The 20,820-nt window shown below is 65.8% G+C and carries 16 protein-coding genes; all 16 read right to left on the bottom strand.

Going from position 1 to position 20,820, the window contains the following annotated elements; all coding sequences use genetic code 11:
• Positions 1 to 419 precede the first annotated feature (419 nt).
• On the bottom strand, positions 420 to 2,636 hold the full coding sequence (locus tag CUREI_RS03105; RefSeq protein WP_144242400.1) for a hypothetical protein: 2,217 nt from the start codon (positions 2,634 to 2,636) through the stop codon (positions 420 to 422).
• An 11-nt stretch (positions 2,637 to 2,647) separates the two neighbouring features.
• Positions 2,648 to 4,213, bottom strand: a complete 1,566-nt coding sequence (locus tag CUREI_RS03100; protein WP_038610307.1) for a hypothetical protein — start codon at positions 4,211 to 4,213, stop codon at positions 2,648 to 2,650.
• Complete coding sequence (locus tag CUREI_RS03095; RefSeq protein ID WP_038610304.1) at positions 4,214 to 5,128, bottom strand: hypothetical protein; 915 nt, start codon at positions 5,126 to 5,128, stop codon at positions 4,214 to 4,216.
• Positions 5,128 to 5,883 (bottom strand): hypothetical protein, encoded by a 756-nt coding sequence (locus CUREI_RS11545; RefSeq protein ID WP_144242399.1) that lies wholly within the window; start codon positions 5,881 to 5,883, stop codon positions 5,128 to 5,130. The genes CUREI_RS03095 and CUREI_RS11545 overlap by 1 nt, the downstream gene beginning before the upstream one ends.
• A 9-nt stretch (positions 5,884 to 5,892) precedes the next feature.
• Positions 5,893 to 13,020: a phage tail tape measure protein gene (locus tag CUREI_RS03085; RefSeq protein WP_038610301.1), complete on the bottom strand. Its 7,128-nt coding sequence runs from the start codon at positions 13,018 to 13,020 to the stop codon at positions 5,893 to 5,895.
• Positions 13,007 to 13,297, bottom strand: a complete 291-nt coding sequence (locus CUREI_RS03080; protein ID WP_051952171.1) for a hypothetical protein — start codon at positions 13,295 to 13,297, stop codon at positions 13,007 to 13,009. The genes CUREI_RS03085 and CUREI_RS03080 overlap by 14 nt, the downstream gene beginning before the upstream one ends.
• A 104-nt stretch (positions 13,298 to 13,401) precedes the next feature.
• Positions 13,402 to 13,938, bottom strand: coding sequence for a DUF7426 family protein (locus CUREI_RS03075; RefSeq protein WP_038610299.1), 537 nt, complete (start codon positions 13,936 to 13,938; stop codon positions 13,402 to 13,404).
• Positions 13,939 to 14,076: 138 nt separating this feature from the next.
• Positions 14,077 to 14,673: a phage tail tube protein gene (locus CUREI_RS03070; RefSeq protein ID WP_051952170.1), complete on the bottom strand. Its 597-nt coding sequence runs from the start codon at positions 14,671 to 14,673 to the stop codon at positions 14,077 to 14,079.
• A 12-nt stretch (positions 14,674 to 14,685) separates the two neighbouring features.
• Positions 14,686 to 15,144: a minor capsid protein gene (locus CUREI_RS03065; protein ID WP_038610296.1), complete on the bottom strand. Its 459-nt coding sequence runs from the start codon at positions 15,142 to 15,144 to the stop codon at positions 14,686 to 14,688.
• A gap of 1 nt (position 15,145) precedes the next feature.
• A complete protein-coding gene (locus tag CUREI_RS03060) occupies positions 15,146 to 15,490 on the bottom strand; it encodes a hypothetical protein (RefSeq protein WP_038610293.1) in 345 nt (114 codons plus the stop codon).
• Positions 15,487 to 15,828, bottom strand: coding sequence for a hypothetical protein (locus CUREI_RS03055; protein WP_038610290.1), 342 nt, complete (start codon positions 15,826 to 15,828; stop codon positions 15,487 to 15,489). Before CUREI_RS03055 ends, CUREI_RS03060 begins: the two co-directional genes overlap by 4 nt.
• Positions 15,829 to 15,841: 13 nt before the next feature.
• Positions 15,842 to 16,276: a hypothetical protein gene (locus tag CUREI_RS03050; RefSeq protein WP_038610287.1), complete on the bottom strand. Its 435-nt coding sequence runs from the start codon at positions 16,274 to 16,276 to the stop codon at positions 15,842 to 15,844.
• A 75-nt stretch (positions 16,277 to 16,351) separates the two neighbouring features.
• A complete protein-coding gene (locus tag CUREI_RS03045; protein ID WP_038610284.1) occupies positions 16,352 to 17,233 on the bottom strand; it encodes a P22 phage major capsid protein family protein in 882 nt (293 codons plus the stop codon).
• Positions 17,234 to 17,253: 20 nt separating this feature from the next.
• Complete coding sequence (locus tag CUREI_RS03040) at positions 17,254 to 17,973, bottom strand: hypothetical protein (RefSeq protein ID WP_038610282.1); 720 nt, start codon at positions 17,971 to 17,973, stop codon at positions 17,254 to 17,256.
• A gap of 187 nt (positions 17,974 to 18,160) precedes the next feature.
• A complete protein-coding gene (locus CUREI_RS03035; protein ID WP_038610280.1) occupies positions 18,161 to 19,234 on the bottom strand; it encodes a phage minor capsid protein in 1,074 nt (357 codons plus the stop codon).
• A 3-nt stretch (positions 19,235 to 19,237) separates the two neighbouring features.
• Positions 19,238 to 20,797, bottom strand: a complete 1,560-nt coding sequence (locus CUREI_RS03030) for a phage portal protein (RefSeq protein ID WP_038613831.1) — start codon at positions 20,795 to 20,797, stop codon at positions 19,238 to 19,240.
• Positions 20,798 to 20,820 lie beyond the last annotated feature (23 nt).

The following is a 20,820-nucleotide window of genomic DNA, read 5'->3' as shown; positions in this document are numbered from 1 at the left end:
TGAGGTCAGTCCGTCCAAATCCGTCAAAAGCGCTACTGCGTGCATGCCGCCTGTCCACGGCGCGCTTAGAATGACTCTTTGGCCACTCGGAGACGTGGATTCCGCGTAGACCATTCCGCCCCGCACCTCCATGCGGAGGGCGCGCCTACCACCCTGCGTCACGGTAAGGGCGGAGTCGCTCCCCGCCACCATGTGCAACTCGCTTCGCTTGCTGCTGCGGACGGGTACTGTCGCGGTAGTCGCAGTCAAGGACGCGGCTGCCATTCGGAAGTCCATCTGGTCGATGAAGCCCTCGAACCCACGTATCCGCGACGCGGCGTAGATGAGCCGCCCCATGTGCCAGATTTCTTTCACCTTCCGGCCCTGGTGGAACACGTCTTTGACCTTCCGGCCCTGATGATAAATAGGCATGCCCGCTCCTATTCGTAGACGATGTGCAGTTTGCCGTCCGCCGCGCCGGTGTCACCCTCCACAATCAGCGCGTCCGTGTACGCCCGCGCCTCCCGCACCACCGTGTCCAACCCCTGCTGCACAGTGGCGTCCACATAGTTCTTGTTCGCTGCATGCACCCCCGCAGTCGGATCAGCAACCGACACAGCTCCCTTCGACGTGCGCCTCATGATGGTGCCAGCAGTCGCACTATAAGTAGCAGCCTCGACCTGGGCAGTAGCGTCCAACACACTCTGCGGAATCGGCGGAGCAATCTGTGACGTAGGCACCGACCGCCACCCACCATCCTGACGCACCACAACCTCACCGTCAGCAGGGTCATTCTGCACCAGTCGGTGCGTGTGGTCAGCCCGCGCCGCCGTCATCGACGAGCCACGGGAGTTAGCGGAGCCTACTGGCTTTGGGTACTCGTTTGTGAGCAGCGCCGCATTCTCCCCTGTTAGAAAGCCCGCTCCAACAATCGCGTCCACCAGCTTCTGCGGGTTGTCACGTACCGTCTTCGCCAGCTCAATGTGCAGGAATGGGTTTCCGCGTTGCGCCGCAACGTCACCTTGAATGTTCGCCATGCCGATGAGCTTCGTGGCTGACCCGTCCCACTGGCGTGCCGTCGTGATACCAGCGGATGCGATGAAGGCCTCCGTGCGGATCACGCCCGCCGACAGCGGGGACGACCCGGACGACACCACCGCCCCCACACCAGGCATCGAAGCATCACCAAAACCATGCAGTTGCAGCTCCGGCTGCCCCGGCTGCGCAATCTTCGTGGTCACCTTGTGCCACATCGACTTCGTATTGTGGGCAGCATCCCTAGGGTCAGTACCGTCCGGGTTTGTGCGGTGCGACCCAGCCACCGCTAGTACCGTCCCCGCAGGGGAGCGCTGCCACACCTGCACAGCAATGTCATCGGAGCCACCGTCAAAAACAGGGTGCGGGGCCTCCACAACACCCGACACCACACTGTCCACGGGGAATACCCACATCCCCCAATACAGGCCGTTGCCAGGCGTGCTCCGGAGGACACGCACGTTTCGCTTCGCCGCAGCCGAATACCCCTCGATGACCTCCGCCCCGTCCGGCAGGCTCGCAGGCTTCACGCCCCGCGCCAACGCCATCGCCGCCGACACCATACCCATCACCTGCTCCGTAGATGGGTCACTGTACGTGTGGCCCTCCGCCAATCCGGCGCGATTCTCCCCGACGAGCGCAGCCACGTCCACCTGCTTCGCCATAGGCTCCGGCAGGCCACGCAGACGAGAGGTCTTCGACTCGATCAGCGTGCGCAAAGCCTCGTCGCCGGACTCAAGAGCAGCCGCAAGCTCACCCAAAGTGTCCAAGGCTTCCGGGGCTGCGCCAGTGATCTTCTCAATGGTTGCGGCGTCACCCTCCGCGAGAAGGGTCTTGACCTCCTCCAAAAACGCCTGATTGCTCCTGAACGCCTCCGTGGTGGCCAGCGCGTCCTGCAGCGACTCATAGAGCGACTGATTGCGGTCCAGACCAGCGGAGAACTCAGACAGCGTGCGGGAGACAGCGGAAGCCTTCTCATCGGCTACAGTCTGCGAATCGAACGCCTTTCTCGCCGAATCCGCCGCAGCAACGCTCGACTGCTCCGCCTGCTGCGAAAGCTGAGCAACCGCAGCCCGAGACGCCTCCACAGCCTCAGCGTCCTCGGCCGCCGACGTGGCAGCACCAACCGCCGCCGCTTCCGCCTCCAAGACGCGCTCCGCCGACCCCACACGGTTAGCGCCCGCCGTCGCTACTTCAGCCTGCCGAGTCGCTTCCTGCTCGGAGGCGGCGGCCTTGCCTGCGGAGGCTTCAGCCCTGGCCGCCGCGTCCGACACGGCAGCCACGTCACGCGCCACCTCACCCGCAAGACGCTCCAACACACGCCGGTCAGTATCGCCCGCCACCTGGGCAGCGACCACACACTGCTCAAGTGTCGCCTCCGCCACGTCCGGCACGACTAGCTTCACCGCATGGGAGAAGCCGCCCGTGACCTCAAGCATCATCACCGCAGGCCCAGGAAGCACCACCATGTCCAGCTGCCCGCCATCGACGGGTACTGAATCGTCAAACGAGGTAGTCAGGCCACCCTGCTCCGCACGGTCACGCGCAGCACGCACCCGCACCTGGCTGACCAGCAGCGGCCTATCCGTCACAACCCGCAACGGGCCAGAAACACGAACCATTCTTTTTCCTCCTAGCTTTCCATCCACCACAGGCGAGTATTGCCACCCGACGCCGTACGCTGCACTTCGCCCGAGTGATTACACCGCGCCTCAAAACGCACCGTCTGACCAGCCTTAACATCGATATTCCGCGACACGGACTGCGACCTGGCACCACTACCCAGAAAGCTCAGCGGCCCGACACTCGTGGACGATTCCTCCGCCACCGTCTGCCCGTCGACCGTGATACGCACCCCATAGAGTGACCCGCGATCCGCAGCAGCCCAATCCACACGCAGCTCCATCGAGACCAGGCGGTCCTTCTCCACCGTGACGGTGCGCACTGGTGTCCACCATGTGCCCGCCACGAATCGCGGCAGTCGCTGGTCAAGGCGGGTCAATGAGCCGTCAGCGCGCTGGTAGTGGAAGACGGCGGCGTGCACGTCGCTGGCCATTTTCCAGCTGCGGGTGGTGCCCACATCCACCCGACGCACCTCCCTCGGATACGTGGTCACCGTGACATCAGTGTTGCCGCTGCGCCTCGTGTGTGTCACGTCCAGCACCGCCGTACCGACCCACGAACCCAGCGCCTGCACCGTGCTCCCGTCGACGCGCCACACGCCATCACCATCAGTGCCGACCTGCCACGCCCTATCCCCCATGCGACCCAGCTGCGCCTGCATCGCGTCCATAATCGCGCCCTGCTCATTCTGGCGGGCATTCTGCTGCTCCGCCAGCTGGTCCTGAGCCTCGTCAATCTCACGCTGCGCCTCCCACAGCTGGGTATTCATCCACAGATACGAGTTCAGCAAGCCAGGGGGTGGAGGGGTCTCACCATCCCCCACCATCCCGGTGATCTGCGACTGCACCGCCGCCAACTGCGCCAGCAAATCCCCCTCATCAGCCTGCGCGCCACCCAGCACCTCACGCACCTGCGCCACATCAGCCACACGCTCCGAACGCTCCACCGCCACGACGGCGTTAGCGTGCGACTTAGCCTCGTCCAGCTGGCTTGCTAGCTGTTCGTCAATGCCCGCGGCCTCCGCCCTCATCTGGCGGTCAATCTGACGCATACTCTCCGCCAGGTCGGTAGTGTCAGACATCAGCGCCGGGCCGAACCCGACCTCCGCCGTACGCACCCCGTCTTGCAGAGAGTAGCGAATACTGGTGCACGTGGCCGGCACTACCATGCCCCACACCAGAAGCGGGAGTACGTCACCTTGCGCGAAATCGACATTCGGCACCAGAGCCCCTAGCTCATCGTCCGTGAGAGTGCGCTGGAACACTACGTCCCCGGACAGCTCGCGAGCCGCGGAATCAATCTGCGATTCAGCGTCCGACCACCCGTTCTTGTCGCGGGCGTCAATCTGGATATCCCGCCGTACATGACGCCGGGCGAATCGCGGGGGTTGCTTCACCAGGCGATGTGCGTAGCCGAAGGTTCGCGTCGGCCCCAGGTCGGGGCGCTGCTCCTCCGGCATGTCCTGCGGATATGTCACGTCCCACTGGCCGACCACCGTGGTCGCCGTCGGGTGTACCAGCGTCACCTCCGCGCCAGACGCCTCAAGCGGGGGCACCTTGCCGACAAGGTTCACCATTTAGCTCTCCGCCTTCACTCGAATCACGCCCATTGCCTTCTGCCACTGCTGCTCCCCTTTCAGCGTCGGCACCGGGGCGTCGCCGGGCCACCACAGCCGCGCCGACAGCTCGACGCCCGCCAGTCGCGCCGTCTCGGCTACCGTCCCCCACACTGGGTCATCGCGCCGTGCAATACGCACCACCGGGGAATCGCCCTCCCCCGGTGATACGACGAACGCTGGGTCTTCCAGCGTGCCGTCCAGCCGGTCGGCTGCGTCGAGGCTGTCCTGAATCACTTCAGATATGCGCTGCACCGCGGGCCCGGACACGACATGCCGAACATCAATGGAACCTTGCTGTTTTGGTGCGGTTGTTAGCACCCACGAGGTGGTGGCAATCTCGACGGGCGAAAGCTCCCGCGCCACTTTGTACACCCCGCCCTGGTCGGCGTCCCACCGTTCGAATGGTTGCGCCCCCCACGTGTCGGGGATAGACGCGGCGAGAACGAAGTTCAGCTCCCCCAGCAGTTCCATCGTCTCGAACGTCAGCGTCGCCGGTTCACCGTCAGGCCCGGGTTCCAGTGTCGGGTACGAGATGGTGGACACCATGCGCCCCTCAATCCCACCTGGCTTCTGCACGCACAGCATGTACCCGAGGTTCTCCCCGGGCTGCAGAATCGCCCCCGCGTCGGTTCCGAACCCTGCGCCGAAGAACGCGGTTACGAGGGGGTGGAATGTGCCGTCGCCGGTCACGACCGGCACCGTCAGCGTCCCCTCGGTCACATCGAGGTTACGGGTAGAAACGTCGTACTCAAACGCTTCCAGCTCCCACAGTGGCTCCCCCTCTCCGTCGAGGATGCCTACCCACTCGCCGTCGGTTTCCACCACCCGGTCGATGTGGGCGCGCTCCTCGCGCCACTGTGTCTCGGTCAGCATTAGGGCTCCCGCACTCCTATCTCCCACTCAACCCGTCCACCAGGCGGCGGGGTGAACACGCCGCTGCTCCGCGGCATGATTCGCTCCTCAACAACTTGCCCCCATAGTTCCCTAGTCAGCTCGCGGTCAGGCTCGCCGGCCACCGTCGTAACCGGGAAGCCCTTAGCCCGGTCGAGCAGAACCCGGCGCGGTTCCGGCACCGTCGGCAGCTCAAACGTCCGCCTGGAGGGGAGCGTGACCGTCCCGCCCTGCTGCCACCGAATCCACACCTTCACCCGCGACACACCGGTGTTGCGTACCTCGGTTCGACCCTCCCCCACCATGTAGGACAGCCAGCACCCGTCATCCCAGTACACCGGCACTTGCAACGTGTCGAACAGGTTAGGGGTCAGTACTTCGCGTGGTGGCAGACCGGTATCATCCGGTAGGCGAAGACGCGCCGTTGCCGCCATCCCGTCGTTAGGGGTCACCTGCAGCCTGCAGTAATCATCATTCGCCCACCCAGCGCGGAAGGCGCGGCGCACCTCCCCGAGATCAACCCCCGGCGCGGGGTAGAACCCGACCGTGAGCGAAGTCGTGACCGGGGTGAGCTTCGACCCGCCACGCACCACCTCACCGGCTCGCGTAGTCGCCACCGCCCGGGAAGACAGCTCGCCCAATCCCCCGCGGACAATCCGCACGGGGGAAGTAGGGTCATTCAACCGCCACGCCATGCCGTTGACGTCGAACAACTCAATCGTTGCGTTCCGCCCCATGTTCATCTCCTATCGAATGCCGGCGCGCTTCAGCTGCACCGTCTTGCCGGTCGGCGCACCAGCCCGCTGCAACTGTCGCACGTCAATCTTCACCCCGTCCATCTCGGACGCGAGGCGCTTGAACGCCGCCTCCACATCGTCCGAATACATAAGCGCGCCTTGCGTCAAGTCCATGCGAATCAGCGTCTGGTTGCGCGCAGCGCCCCGCTCGTTCTGGACGTTCAGCCCCATCATCATCGAATCCGGGTTGCGGTTGGACATGTCAGCAGCAGCGCCCGCGTACTCGCGCTGCCAATCAGCGAGGTTCCACCAGGCATCCCGTGTAGCCCCGTCAGCCTCGCGGTAACCCTCTGCGTCCGACCGATACGACGCCTCCATCCCTTCCGCGTAGTAGCGCTGCATGTCGAGCGGTAGACGCTGACCCTGGTAGGCACGCTCGTCCATAGCGTCCACGAGCCCGTCGTAGGTGTCTTTACGCTCCCTCGCAATGTCAGCCAACCGCGAATCAATATCGTCCAGCAGCTGCACATCACGAGCCTTGCCGTATGAGGTGCTGCGCATGAGCTGGTCTGCGCGCTCGTTCTCACCCTTAGCGCGCAACATGCCCGCCATCTCGATAATGCGCTGGTCTTCCTTCGACAGCGGCTCCACTGTCTTACCGAGGGCTTCCAGCCGGTTGTTCAGCTCCGCCAGCAGCTCGTCGTTCGCGGCCAGTGTCGCCTTCGCGGCCTGGTTCGTCAGCGACGCCTCCGACTGGATACCCAGGATGCGCCCATTCTTGGTGAAGTCCCAGAAGGCCCGGAAGTTCGTGTCCTTAATGTCCTTGCGGGCTTGCGCGTTCTCCGCTTGCAGGCGCGCAATCTCTGCTTTGATAATCGCCTCGTCTGACTGCATGCCCATAGCGCCGGACTGAAGGCGGTTGTACCGCGCCACCTCGTCGTTGAAGTCGCGTCCCAGGCGGGCAAGCTGCTTCACGGCCTCGTGCTGACTGTAGGTGGCTTCAAGCGAATCCAGCTGCATTGCTAGAACGTTCTTCTCGCGCTCCCACTGGGCGGCGGAGCGCAGCGCCTCAAGCGCTTGCAGTTCTGCGCTGGTGCGTGTGGCTTGCTCCATGAGCCCCTCGAGGCCGGCCTTTTGCATGGAGTAGTAGGCGCTCGCGTACGCTCTTCGCTGCTCAAGGGACGCCGTCTCGTCGTTGTAGCCAGCGAATCGCCCGGCGAACACCGCCGAGACCAGGCGAGCCTCCTCCTTCGTGAGGTTTTTGGTAGTGCGCAGCCGCTGTGCCATTGCGTCGCCGTAAGCGTCTGACAGGCCCTGCTCACCCCGGATACGGGCCACCATCGCGGCGGTGGACATGTCCAGCATGTCCTGCTCGCTCGCCTCGATATCAAGCAGCCCCGACTGGATGTTGCCAATCAGCCGGTCGTATTCAATGTCCAGGCCCACAAAGTTATAGTGCTGCTTACCTGCGAGTTTGTCGCGCTCCGCCTGCAGCGCGGCCTCCGCCTTGCGGATACCCACCAGGCCCTCGAGGTGCGCCGTCCACACGGAGTTCTGCGCCTGGCGCACCTTCCATGTCGAATCGAGCACCTGCAGCTTCATGCGCACCATGTCCGCCATGAGCCCGCCGACAACACGGCGCTGCTGCTCCGTGGCCTCCGTCAAGTCGCGCACGTTCGCCATAATCTGGGCGTGCGCTTCGGCAGCACCCACACGAGCCGCACGCTCGGCCTCCACGACCTTCTTGACTACCTTTGCGACCTTCTTTGTCAGCTTGATGACAACCGAGGCAACCTCGACGGCCATGGCTATCTGCGCCTGCCCGGTAGCAACCGCAGCCGCTTGTACCACGCCCTGCGCGGTGGTTAGGTCGGCTTCCGCAGCGGTGACGGCCTGGCGGGCGTCGAGAATAGCCTGCGCGTCCTTCGCGCCGTTCTTCTCCAACTCCTCGGCAGCGTCCTCACGCACCCGCGTCAGGTTCCGTTCCGCGTCCGCCAGCTTCTTCGCGTCGCCTCCCTTGCGGGCCTCCTCCACCTTTCGCTCCGCGTCTTCAACCTTGCGGGCGGTGGCCTTTGACAGCTCCGGCGCGCCTTCCATAACCTCGTTGAGCTCCCGCTGCGCGTCCGCCAGATTGGCCTCCGCCTCCACTAGGGCGTCCGCTGCGTCGACCTGCGCGACGTAGGAATCCTCAATCTCCTCCTGCGCCCTCGCAATGCCGCCCGCATACTCGCCGAGGAAGTCGAGGCCCAGCTTCTCGCCGGCCTCAATCCACTGCGAGTTCGACATGGACGCAGCGCCCATGAGCGCTTCGCCAGCGGTGCGGTTCGCGTAGATGGCCCACCGGTCGAACGGGCTGGCGTCTGCGGGGAGGTTCTGCAGGTCGGCGCGGGCCTGCAGGGTGGTGTTCCACCCCACCTGCGTCAGCGCAGCACGGTTCATACCCGCGCCGGCGACCTGGTTACCAAGCGTGGTGAAGTCGTTGAGCGCCTTCGTCACACCCGGCAGCGCCTCCGCGTACTGAGGCAGGTAGGTGACAATCGCGTTGGTCAGCGCCGGGGGTATCACATACTCGTCGTGGCCCGACATGTTCACCGCGATCTGCCCGTCGCGCAGAATGCCGCCCTTGTCGTACAGCCCGGCGTTGTAGCGCGCCAGCTGCTTGTACTTGTGGTTGCGGGCCTCGACGTCGGAAGCCAGCTGCGAGGCGGTGCCCCAATCGACCTTGCGGGTCTTGCCTGCCTTCTTCATCGTTACGGAATCCGTCGACGTGTTCACGACGTCCCCGCCGCCGCCGCCGTACGAACCAGGGTCGGTGATATCGCCAGAGCCCGGGCCCATGAGGGGCAGGTACGCCCGGTTGGTGAAACTCGAGTGGTCGGCTCCGGCTGCGCGCCCGCCAATCTGGCCGTTGCCGCGGCCACCGCCCATTTCGACGTTCACCCGCGTGCCGTCAGCGCCGTAAATGGTGCCCGCGGTGTGTCCGCCGTACGGGCCACCGTTGAACCAGCCGACAGCGAAGCGCGGGCCCGAGCCCAGACCGCTGCTGAACCCCATCGAGGACAGCACTGAACCCTCGTTGCCGGTGGCGAATTTCCGGCCCTGCAGGGGCATGCCCACCGCCATTGCAGCGAGGCCCGACATGGCGCCGGAGCAGTCGCCCCAGTTTCCGAGCAGACCGCCGCCCCACACGTAGGTTGCGCCCTCCAGGGAGCGCGGGGCAGTCTTGCCGTTCACCGTCTTGCCGCCGGCGAACGCCAGCAGCTGCGCCGGGGACACAACACCACCGTCGGCGTAGCCCGGTAGGTCTTCCATCGAGACACGGCCCGCGTTAATGTCGTGCAGCAGCGGGAGGTTCTTCTCCGTGGCAGCACGGTTCACCACGTACTCTCGGGGCTCAATGCGCGCCACCGGCACCCCGGTGGAATCAATACCGAGGATCGGGTCGCGCTCGGTGTCCGAGATACCCGGGATGTTGGGGATGAATCCGCCGTCCGCGAACCCAGGCACCAGCCCGCCCGAGTGGAAGCCGACCACGCCACCGTTGAAGTGTCCGCGAATCGCGTCCCAGGCACCGCGCAACCGGGCCCAGAACGTGACGGTCTTCTCCGAGGGGACAGAGTTCACGGAGTCCTTAGCGCGCCCCGCCTCCTTCACCACATTGTTAGCGTTGCCCTTCAGATCGGTGTTGGTGCTTTTCGGAATCGTGCCCAGGGCCCTGTTCGCACCGTCCACACCCGCGTGCAGCAGCTTCGCCTCAAGGTCAGCGGTAGGCACGGAGGACACCGCAGCCAGGGCGGCGAGCTCACCGTGGGACACATCCACACCGTTCAGCAGCTTCTGAATAATCACGTCGGCCTCGGGCGACGGGTTCTGAATAGCCAGAATGTCCAGAATCTCCTGCGCGTGCGCCGCTGACCCCTCAAGCTGGTCGGTGTTCAGCAGGGCGTCAATCGTCACGCCCTTAGACGCGGCCTCGTCAGCAACCCACGCCACCTCCTGCAGCTGGTCAATCGCCTCACGGGTTTCAGCCGTGACCGGGATAGACACCTTCCCGTTGCCCAGGTCATTGACGGCCACACCCATCTCGTCCAGCGCAGCCATGACATGCTCCGAGGGCATGTCCATGCGTATCTCGTGCTGGTCTTCCTCCGCGCCCTTCAGCATGGCGAGAATCGCGGACAGCTCCTGCGTCGCCTCGTCCGCGCCCTGCAGCTGCACCGCAAACGTCGACGTGCCAGCAATCTCGCGCAGGTTGTCACGGATGCCTTCCATCTGCTGGTCGGTCAGCCCCCACGCCTGCTGAATCGCCTGCAGCGTCGGCTCCATGTTCGCCATAGCGTCGTCCATGTCCGCGCCCTTCAGCGCAGCGCGCTCAAGGTCAGTCGCCAGGCCGTCAATCTTCTTCTGCAGCTCCGCCGTCGCCTGGTTCGCACCCTCGAGCTGCAGCTTGCCCGACGCGTCGAACATGGCCTGCCCCATGAAGTCCGACGAGCGGGTGATCATCTCAATCTCCTGGCCGGTCTTGTCCAGGGATTCCTTGAAGTCGAGCATGGCGCGCTCCGCGTCCTTCGGGCGCAGGCCCATAGCCACCATGAGGGCGTCCATTGCGGCCAGCTTGTCCTCCGCCGACGTCGCGGAATCCGCCAGCAGGTCAATCGCTCGAGCTGCTTGAACGTAGTTCTCCGGCAGCTCGCGCCCAGCCTGCGCGGTGCGCTCAATCTCGTCACGCACCTGCCCCAGCGAATCCGCCACCGCTTCGCCCTGTGGGCCCATGCCACGCAGCGATTCCACCAGCCGGTCGTACTCCGGCCCGCCCTCGGCCACGACGCGGTTCACATCGTCCATCGTCAGCCCGGTGTCGCGCAGCGCGTCGGACAGCGCCTTCTGCTGGTCGCCGTACCCGCGGGCAGCGTCGAGCGCGGACTGGTACTCCGCGGTGGCGTCGCTGGTGATGCCCTGTAGGAGGAAGGTGCCCACCCCCACCTCGTCAATCGCGGTGCGGACACTGCCGAACACCTTGTTCGCGGCCTCGCCCTTGGCGGTGATGTTCGCCAGCGCACCCTCAACCATCGTCTCGGCGGCGGATAGTGCGTCGCCGGACAGTATGCCCTCGGTGCCAGACGCCGCCAGGACGAGCTCGCGCTGCGCTTCAGCGGCCTTACGCGACGAATCCTCGATACGCTGGTTCGCCTCATCGACTGCCTTACCAGCCGACACGAACGCGGTCACAGCGGTTGCCGCCGCCGCGAACCCAACCATCCACGGCCCGCCCAGCATGGCCACCACCGAGCCGAGCCCCGCCTTCGCGCTCCCACCAATGTGCTGCAGTGCGCCACCAATCGCAGCGCCGTGCGCCTTCGCCGTCGCAGCGCCAGCAGCCCACCGTGCGTCATGCGCGGCCCAGAACGCGTTAGAACGGGCGGTCGCAGTGTCCGCCGTCTTCGCCAGCACCGACTGCTCCCGCGCAGTGTCACGCAGCACCATAGCCTGCGCGCCGTACTGCACCGACGCCTCACGCGCCGCCTCCGCCACGCCGGACAGCGCCCCCTTCGCCGTCTTCGCCCCGCCCGACATTTTCTCGAACACCGTGTGCGCCGGGCTCGAGTTCAGCACCGCCAGAATCGCGGCGAACTCACCCAGCCCCACGGTCACGTCCTTCACGCTTTGCGGGGCCTGCGCCACAGCCGTCACGAACTGAAGCACATCCCCCGCAGCACCAGCAGCGGCCTTCGCCACCCCCTCAATCGCGGGCTGCAGCGCGTTCACCATATCGACGCCGGCGTTCGCCAACCCCACCAGCTCGTCCTGCATGGCGTCGAACACGCCAAGCTGCAGGTCTTCAATGGTGTTCTCCCAGCGTTCGAGAGCGCCCGGGAGCCCCTGCGTCTGCGCAGCAGCCACTTCCGCGGCCTGCCCCTGGCGGGTCACGGCCTCCTTCAGCTTGTCGAAGCCCTCCGAGCCCTGCTGCGCTGCAATACCCGCCATGCGCATAGCGTCCGACCCAAACAAGGTGGCGGTCGCGGCCTGGTACTGCTCCTCGGTCATGTTCTGCGAAGCAACCTGCAGCTGCCCCATGAGCGACGACATGCCGACGAACTTCCCGTTCACGTCGTAGACAGTGAGGCCGAGCTGCTCAATCGCCTGCTGCGCGGGCTTACCCTGGTCGGTAAGCGCCAGCATTGCCGTCTTGAGCAGCGTACCGGCGTCCGAACCCTGAATACCGGCGTTGGCGAACATAGCCAGCGCCGTCGCCGTGTCCTCGATGGTGAGGCCGAACTGCCTAGACACCGTACCGGCCTGCTGCAGACCCTGCGCGATACCGGTCATTTCAGCGGACGAGGCGTTCGCAGCACCCGCGAGAATGTCAGACACACGGGCAGCGTGCTCCGCGCCCAGACCGAACGCCTGCAAAGCCTGCGACTGGATAGTTGCGGCCTGCGCCGCGTCGAGCTGCGCAGCGGACGCGAGCTGCAGCGTGCCCTTCGCCGCGCTCATGGCTTGGTCAACCGTGAACCCACCCTTCGCCAGCTCCGTCATTGCAGCTGCAGCGTCCGACGCCGACGTGGCCGTGAGATCAGTGGCGGAACCCAGCTCGCGGGCCTTCGCCTGCACCAGAGCCAGCTGCTGCGCCGACGCCCCGGACACAGCGGTGAGGGTGTTCATCTGCGACTGGAATTCATTGCCGGCCTGCAGCACACCACGCCCGAAGTCGATAACGCTGAACGCGGCCCCCACCGCTGCAGCAGCGCCCGCCGCCTTCCCCACAATGCTCTTGAACCCCTGGTCAACGCCGGATTCGTCAACGTCGGGCCGAATCTTCTTCTTCGACAGCTCGTCGCTCGACTTCTCCGCCGACTGCACCGCAGACTGCAGCCGGTCAAGCCCAGCGGTGTCCGCCGTGGGGTTAATGCGCGAGGAAGACAGCTTCGACGCCGACTGCGACACCTTCCCCAGCGAGGTGTCCAGCTTCGTAATCTGGGTGGCGTCCACCACCGGAGCCAGCTTCTTCTTGCCGGCGCTGTCCAGCTGCTTCTCGAAGTCGGTTACGCGGCGTTTCGCGTCCGCCAGGCCCTTATCCAGGCCCGACGTCTCCACACCAATCTCAAAGCCAAGTTTACCCAGGTCAAGCGTCGCCATGCGCGCTATTCTGCTCGGGTTCCTTCGGCGGTCGGACAGCGCGCCGTAGCGTCGAATCACGCGACATGAGCCAGTCCACGCGAACCGCGAACCACCGCCACGGCCTTGCCTTCACCGCGGGGTCTTCCAGGTCAGCGCCGAAGTAGTGGTGCATGTCCCCCTCGAGCTGCACCCAGTGGGACAACACCTCGATGAAGGGAATCACCTCGCCCTTGTCCTCGGTGGGTAGGAACCACTCGCGGGTCAGAATCTCCCCGTCGGCACCCAGTAGTTCCATGTCGGGTGGGCCACCGCCCGGGTCGCCCTCGAAGTACGCGCCCGGGTTCGGGTCGTACCAGAACTCACTGTCCTGCGCCCACGCCCACCCGTCGAGGTCGCGTCTTAGTCGTTCCCACTGGTCGCGCCAGGTGCCTGCTGGGTCGCCAGGGCGTCGGTTTCGGACTTCTCCCGCGCCGCCACCACTGCCACGGCCTGCTCCAATTTTCCCGTCTTCATGTACTCCTGCGCCACAGCCTCGGAGTTCACCATCATCAGGTACAGGGTGGTGACAATGCGCTCAAGGGTGCCCCAGTCCATGCCGTTCTCCTGCAGCTCCGCGAGGATACCCCCGGTGAACCGCGCCCCCTTCGTCTTGGTGGGGTAGTGGAAGGTCGAGCCGAACATGGGGGCCATGAGCTCGAAGGTGCCGAACCGGTTCAGGCTGCGCAGCTTGTCAGCTGCAGCCTTGGATTCCTCGGCGTCGGTGCTGCGAATCTTCTCACGCAGCTCCTCCCGCTTGGTGTCCATCTCGTGGTGGGTGGCGTGGAATCCCAGCCCGTGCTCCACGTCGGCTTGGACGTGGTAGCTGCGTCCCGCCCACTCGAACTTCAGTCCCTGCTCGGCGTTGTACTGTTTCAGGTCGCCAAGGTCAATAGCCACGGTGTCTCCCGTCTCCCGCTTGTGGTCATGTACTCCGGTAGTGTCCCCCGCGCCGGCCTGCGGTCAGTGGGCATGAGGCAACCCCCTGCGCCCGGGAGACGGGAACGGCGCAGGGGGTTGCCGGAATGTGGGCCGCTGTTAGGCGGCGGGTTCACCCTCGGTGTCGGCCTCGGTTTCCGGGGCCGGGGTGATGCGCAGACGGGCGCGCAGCTCCTCATCAGTGAACGGGACGGAATCCTGACGCTCCGCACCCTCCTCGACGGAGTGGATACGCGTCGGCGCGCAGGAGGACTTCAGGTTCGCGGTCGCCTCGCGGATACCGTTCGCCTCACCACCAGCCGGGGCGTAGCGGTTGTTGAAGGTGGCCTCCCAGCCCTCGTCGGTGTCGGTGCGCCACACGCGCACATCGAGCTGGCCCTCCGCGCCCAGCGATTCGCCGGTGTAACGCAGCAGCTCCTGGTCGGGGGACAGCACATCGGTGTCGCCCTGGCGGACGTACTGGTGCGTAATCTCGATGTCGAGGGAGCGCGAGGTGTCAATCTCGGATTCCCAACCGTCGGAATCGAGGTCGGTTGCGTCCACGCCGTTCGTGGTCACAACGGGGTTGATGGTGGTCGCGCCGCGGACGAACCGCCAGTTCTCGGGGCCGGTGCCCTTCGGCTTGACCTGCGCGACCCAGCCGCGGTTGAGCTGCTTGTTCAGCTCGCAGCTGTTGGGTGCCTTGGCGAATGCCATGTTTCCTCCTAGCTAGGAAAGCGTGTTCGGGACTGCCGCGAGTGCCTGGTAGGTGTCTACCCGTACCCAGCGGTTGTTCCCGTCCCGCAGCGCTGGGTCGCTCACGACTTGCCTGCAGACTAGAAGCGTCTGGTCGGCGGTCAGTCGCAGGTCGGTCTGGTCATGCAGGGCGAGGAACGTCAACTCGGCCAGGTGCTCGGCGTCGAGAACGTCGCCGGGGGCGGCGCGGTGCGCGAGGCTGAACCGAATCGTCGGGTTACTGTCCGAGGTGTAGTGGTCGCGCCGGACGCCGAACACGCACACCGCCCGGTCGGGGGCGGCCGGCAGCTCGTTGAGGTACACCGCTGTGCGCTCGTCGCGCTGCTCGCCGTGCGGGTCAGCCACGATCCCCCGCGAGTGCAGGTACTCCGCGACCTGCAGCGCGAACTCCGGGTGGGCGTGCTGCCAGCCCACGGTGCCGTAATCCGGCATGTTAGATCGCTCCCTTGATGTGGTTGATGATGGTCTGCTTGACAGCGTCGGTGTTCTGGTTCATGGCCGTCTCCATATACTTCGCTTGCCCGCCCCGTGGGTGGTTCCAGCTAGTTTCCTCGTGCTGGCGGGCCGCGTAGATGGTGTTGTTGCCCACGCCGGACAGCACCTCGCCGCCTTGTTCAACCGGGCGGTGAACGAAGGTTGAGGCGCGCAGCACGCCCTCGAGCACCGGGGTGAGGTCTTGCGACGCCGTAGCAACCGCCTGCGCCGCCTCCGCAACCCCGGCGCGAGCGCCGGCGGTGATACGGGCCTTCAACGCGTCGGCGTTCCACTCCAAGCTCACCGCAGCGTCACCTCCACGTGGGCGGGGGTTAGCCCGGTGCCGGAATCCACCAGCCGTGCGGTCACCACCTCGCGCCGGGGCGCGACCCCGAACTGTGCGGGCAGCGTCACCTTCGCCCCCACCTTCGGAAGCGGGCCCGACGGGTGCCACCGGCACGTCGCCGACACAACAACCTCACTCCCGTTGGGGGCGGTGACTGTGCGGGCCGTTGCGTTGATACTGCCTCGCACCACCACCTGCGGGCCGTGTGTCACCCCGTAGGCGGTGCGCTTCTCCTCGCCCTCTAAAACGATTTCGTGCCTGTCCCACAGCTGGGAACGTAATGCTGCCGCGTCCACGTGTTCCTCCCATCTAGTATCGAACCCACGGGTGCTGCGGGCCAAGACCCGCGGCGTCCAGAATCATCTGCGCCTCCGTAGTCAGCTCACCCCGGCGTAGCCACGCCCGGGCAGATTCGGCCTGCGCGTCACTGAACGACAAGCTGGCACCGTTGTCCGACGTGCCGGTGACCGTCGGCTCCGCCGCAGCCCCACCGGACAGCACATCGGCCACCAAACCGAGCGACAGCACCGTGGCGCACTGCACCTCAATCGCCTCCACCATTGCCTCACGCTGGTACGTCTCGGCAGGCGTGTAATCATCGTTCGTCGCGTACACCGCGGCCTGCGTGTACTTCAGCACGCCGGACGTCGACCAGTTGATAAGGCGCTTCAGTTCGCGCTCGTCGCCGGCGTTGTCATGCTCCCGCAGCGTGTCGAGCAGCTCCGCCTGGTACGGGTTGTTCATCGTGTCTCTCCTCGATACAGGTAAAGGGGGCCAGGGGCTGCATGCCCCTAGCCCCCTCTAGTCGGTGCTGCGCGGTTACGCAGCCGCGGTTGCGCCGGTGGTGACCTTCACCCAAGCGGAAGCCAGCGCCTCCGGGCGGATAACGTCAGCACCCCACACGTTCAGGCCGCGAACGTAGTCCGCGAACTGAACCTCGGAACGGTTCGTCTCCACCTTGGTGATGGCCTGGGCGTACCACACCGCGTCGCGGGTGCCGGCCACAATACCCTCACGGCCAGCGTTCGTCGGGGCGTCGGAAGACACCAGGACGTCGAACCCGGCGAGCTTGCCGATAATGCCCTGGCGCAGCGTCTCGTCGGAGCCCGATTCGTTAGCCTTCACGAAGCCCGGGGTGCGCAGCGCAGCGGCCTCGGAATCCGGGCCGAGCACCAGGAAGCGGCCTTCGGTCGGCACGCCGTTCTTGTTCAGCGCGGCGCGCATGTCGAGAATGACGTCCCACAGGTCGTTCTCGGAGCCGCGCTCCACGTCGACGTTGCCGAGCTTCGTGCCAGCGCTCTTCACCATCTTGTCGCCGACGTAGGTATCCACGCCGGAGCGCAGCTGCATAGCAGCCTGGCGCACAGCCGGGTCGCGGAACGGGCCCGCGGCCATGGATTCGTCGGTGTCGTTGACGTAGAACGCGAAGTACTTGCCCTGGTCAATCTTCAGGGTGTTGTCCTCGACGTTGACCTGCTCGTACACCAGCGGCTCGAGCACGTTGTAGTCGCGGACGGTCGGGGCGGAGATGGTGCCGAAGTGGACGGTGTCGCCGACGCGGTTAATCTCGCCGGAGTAGCGGTCGTTCACGATGGTGGGCTGCGCGTACACCAGGTTCTTCTCGAACGGCTCCATGATTGCCGCTGCCCACACCTCGGGGATGAAGCCGTCGAGGCCCGGGTTGGTTACGGGTGCTGCCATAGTGGTTGCCTCCTAAGGCGTTACTGCTGCATGAGCTTGTTGATGGTTTCCCAGTCGCCCTTCGCCGCGAGTTCCTTCAGGTCTTCACGGGTGACGCGGGTGGCGTCGTTGCGGGTCGGGCTGGGGGTGTTCCCGGACGTGCGCGGGGCGTTGCCGGCGCGCAGCTGGGGGAACTGGTTGAGCGTGTCGGTGACGAGTTCGCCAGCCTTGCTGTCCCACTCGTCGCTGCCCCACTCGGGGAGGTTCCCGGAGCCACGCAGGTACGGCACCAGCATGTCGGGGTCTGCGCCGTTGTCCTTCGCCAGCTTGCGGAGGGTAGTGTCCTCGCGCATGCGGTTGAGCTCGGCTTGCAGTTTGTCCCGCTCGGCTTCGCGCTCCTGCGCCGCCTGCTTCGCCTGCTTAATCTGCTCCTCGGGGTCATCGTCGGACGGTTCGAAGCCGAGTACCTGGGCGAGCTTCTTCAGCGTCGCTGCTTGTTCCTCGGCCTGCTTCGCCTTCACGCGCCGGTCGCCGTTCTCGTCCTTCAGCTTGCGGTTCTCCGCCTCGTAGCGGGCAAGCTGCTTCTGCAGCTCCTCCATGCTCGGGGCGTTGTCGCGTGCCTGCTGCAGGTCGTGCTCGGCCTGCTGCAGGTTCTCACCGGCCTGGGCGTAATCGCCCTGCTCGGTGTCGTGCTGGGCCTGCTGCGCCTTGTCAGCTGCGGCCTGGGCGAGGTCTGCCGGGGTGGGGGTTTCGTCCGCCATTGTGTGTCTCCTCCTTGGGGGCTTGGGTGGTGTTCCACGCCTTGGTGGTAACGGAGGTGAGTATGTGACGGAACGTGTGGCGGTCAGTTTGCCTACTTTCAAACAACGTTTGAAACTGCCTGCTAGACTGTGCAGCAACAGCACCACCCGCGCCTCTCTACGATGCGCCTCCGGGTGGCCCTTTCTTTTATGCGCGTAGCTTCTCCCGCTCGTGCCGGCGCGTGAGGAAGCGGTGAGCGCCGACGTGCTCCCGCTGCGCTGCCTGCCACGCCCGCACCTTGCGCCTCGCATGGGCCCGCTCCTCCGGCGTAAGGGCCACGGCTTCACGCCTGCGCCACTGGCGGATATTCCGCTCAATCTGCCGCTGACGCTGCAGCGCCTTGTACTGGCGCTCGTTCTCCCCCTCCGACACCACCTTCGGGTCGGTGTAGGTGAACCCAGGGATGTAGGCACCCTCCGAATGCCTACAGTTCGGGTGGTGGTATCCGCGGGCAACCGCGTCCTGGAACGTCGCCACCGCTGTTACCGTCACCTGCTCCCCGGTCACCCGGTCGGTGAGAGTGTGGGTTCCAGCCCCGCCCCGAATCGCCAGCAGCTTCCCCTGGTACGGGTAGCACCACGGGTGGGAGGCCGGGTGCGTCGATACCTTCACCAGCTCAACCCCGGCGTCGCGCCAGCCGTCCATGTGGCCCTGGTTCAGCGCGTTCATGCGCCCGGTACGCACCGCCATGTCCGCGTAGGTGTCCATGCCCCAGCGTCGGCCCGCTGCGTCCCGGAAGGAGGTTATGCCCCGGTCGGCGAGCTGGTTCAGCATTGACTGCACCGCCTGCTGGTTGCTCTCGCCGGACACGACGGCCCGGGTGACGGTCAGGCGCTGCGCTTCCTGGTAGGCGTCGTGCACACTGCGCAGAATCTGCGGGTGCTGCGACACCACCGCCGTCGCGGTGGACACTGCGGTCGCCTCAACAGCCGCCGTCGGAATGAGGGACGGCACCGGGCTAGGGGTCTGCGCAATGGCTTCCCGCACCGCTGCCACGTACTCCGCCTCCATCTCCTGCAGCACCGCCTCGTCAAGGTGGCCGGCCAACTGGTCGAGCTTCGCCTGCGCGAGCTTCAGCAGGCGCGCCAGTTCGCGCTGCTGCTCGATGTAGTGGCGTTGCGTGCCCGACCCGTCGACCGAGCGGGCAATGAGGCGCAGCAGGTACACCTCGGCGTCACGGTACGCCTCAACAACCCGCGACTGCTGCTCAAGGGCCGGCACCTACTACTCCTCCATGCCCCGCGGCGGTTCGTCCAACCCCACGTTCTCGAACGGGTTCACCCCAACCTCGGCGCGCTGCTCCCGGGCGAGCTCGGCCAGCTCGGTATCAATCTGCTCCTGCGTCCACTCGGGGTGCAGACGGGTGACCGCGTACCGGGTTGAGGCGACCCCGGCGTTGCGCAGCGTCTGCACGGTGGTGGCCTCGTCCAGCTCGGTTGCCTGCACCGGCTCCGCCACCGACACGTTCACCGTATGGGTGGGTGGGGCGTAGCCGTTCAGCGCAGCGTCCATCTCAAGCCACGCCGTCAGCAACTCCCCCAGCCCGGCGCGGGCGTGTCGGCTCTTAGCCTTGTGGGTGTGAATGGTGCGGGTGGAGCGCGCCCGAATCTCGGTGGCGGTCATTTGGGCGCTGGCGTTCTCCAACCCGAAGGTGATGTTCGACCAGCCCGCCGACGACACAGCGCGCATATGCGTGTTGTCGATTGCCTGCATGTAGGAATCCACCCGCATGTCGAACTGCACCCGCTCGATGGTGTCCGCGGCGTCTGGGCTGGCGGACTGGGGTTTGGTGTAGACGTCGCGGAACCACTCGTACGACATGCCGCGCCCGGGCCCGTTGGAGCGCAGGTAGTGCTCGGGCACAACGAGCTTCGCCTTCGCACTGTCCACCTCGTGCATGAGGTCTGTCCACAGCATGTTCAGCGAGTGCCACACTTCCCCGCCCTTCACCACGTCGGACATGCCAAGGTAACGCAGGTACGGGTCGGTGCGCCACTGGGGGGAGCGGTCAAGGTTCGGGATAAGCACAGCGGTGGGGCGGGTAGCACCGGTGGTCACCCCACTGTCGGCGTCCACCACGTCCGCGAGGTACGCCGTCTCCGGCACCTCGGTGAACGGCACCACCATGCCCAGCTTGTGCTCGTCACCCTGGTGCAGCTCGTACTCGATACGCCCCGCGGTGTGGCGCTGCAACAGCCGGTACACATGCTTGCCCTGCCGGTAGGTGTCCCAGAAGACAATGGCGGTGACCCTGCCGTTGGTGAACTCGGGCATGCCCTGGTCGGCGTCTACCCACTCCACCCACGGGTGCGGGTCAATGTCGGTGTTCCACACCACCCTGCCGTACACCCAGCCCAGGCCGGCGCATGAGCGGAACGCTTGGTGCAGGTCGGCTGCGAAGGTGTCCGTGCCGGTGAAGTTGGTGAGCGCCACCGCGGCGTCGGTGTTGCCTTCGTCCGCGGGGTTCAGGGTGAAGCGGGGCGGTTCCCCCACCAGCACGTCGGCGGACAGGGTGGCGAGGTCGAACGGCAACGTGTCGAACTGCGTCACCGCGGGGGTTGCATTGTTGGGGCGCGGGGTGCCGAGCATGCCCCTAGCCACGCTGCCGAACAGCCCGCCGTTGAACTGGAACTGCGACGTGTACGGCTTCGGCTGGCGGGCGGCGTACAGGTCATTCTGCACCGCCAGGTCACCGGACAGCACCGCAGCGTCGTGGCGCACCTGGTCGAGCGCCGGCTTGTAGTGGGCTGGGGGCCAAGCGGAGGTGGGCGGGAGGATACTCATGCCCGGCATGTTCTTGTGTTTCG

This window comes from Corynebacterium ureicelerivorans (assembly GCF_000747315.1).
Lineage (GTDB): Bacteria > Actinomycetota > Actinomycetes > Mycobacteriales > Mycobacteriaceae > Corynebacterium > Corynebacterium mucifaciens.
The sequence above is the reverse complement of the archived record's forward strand: the minus strand, read 5'-3'. Positions and strand labels throughout refer to the sequence as shown.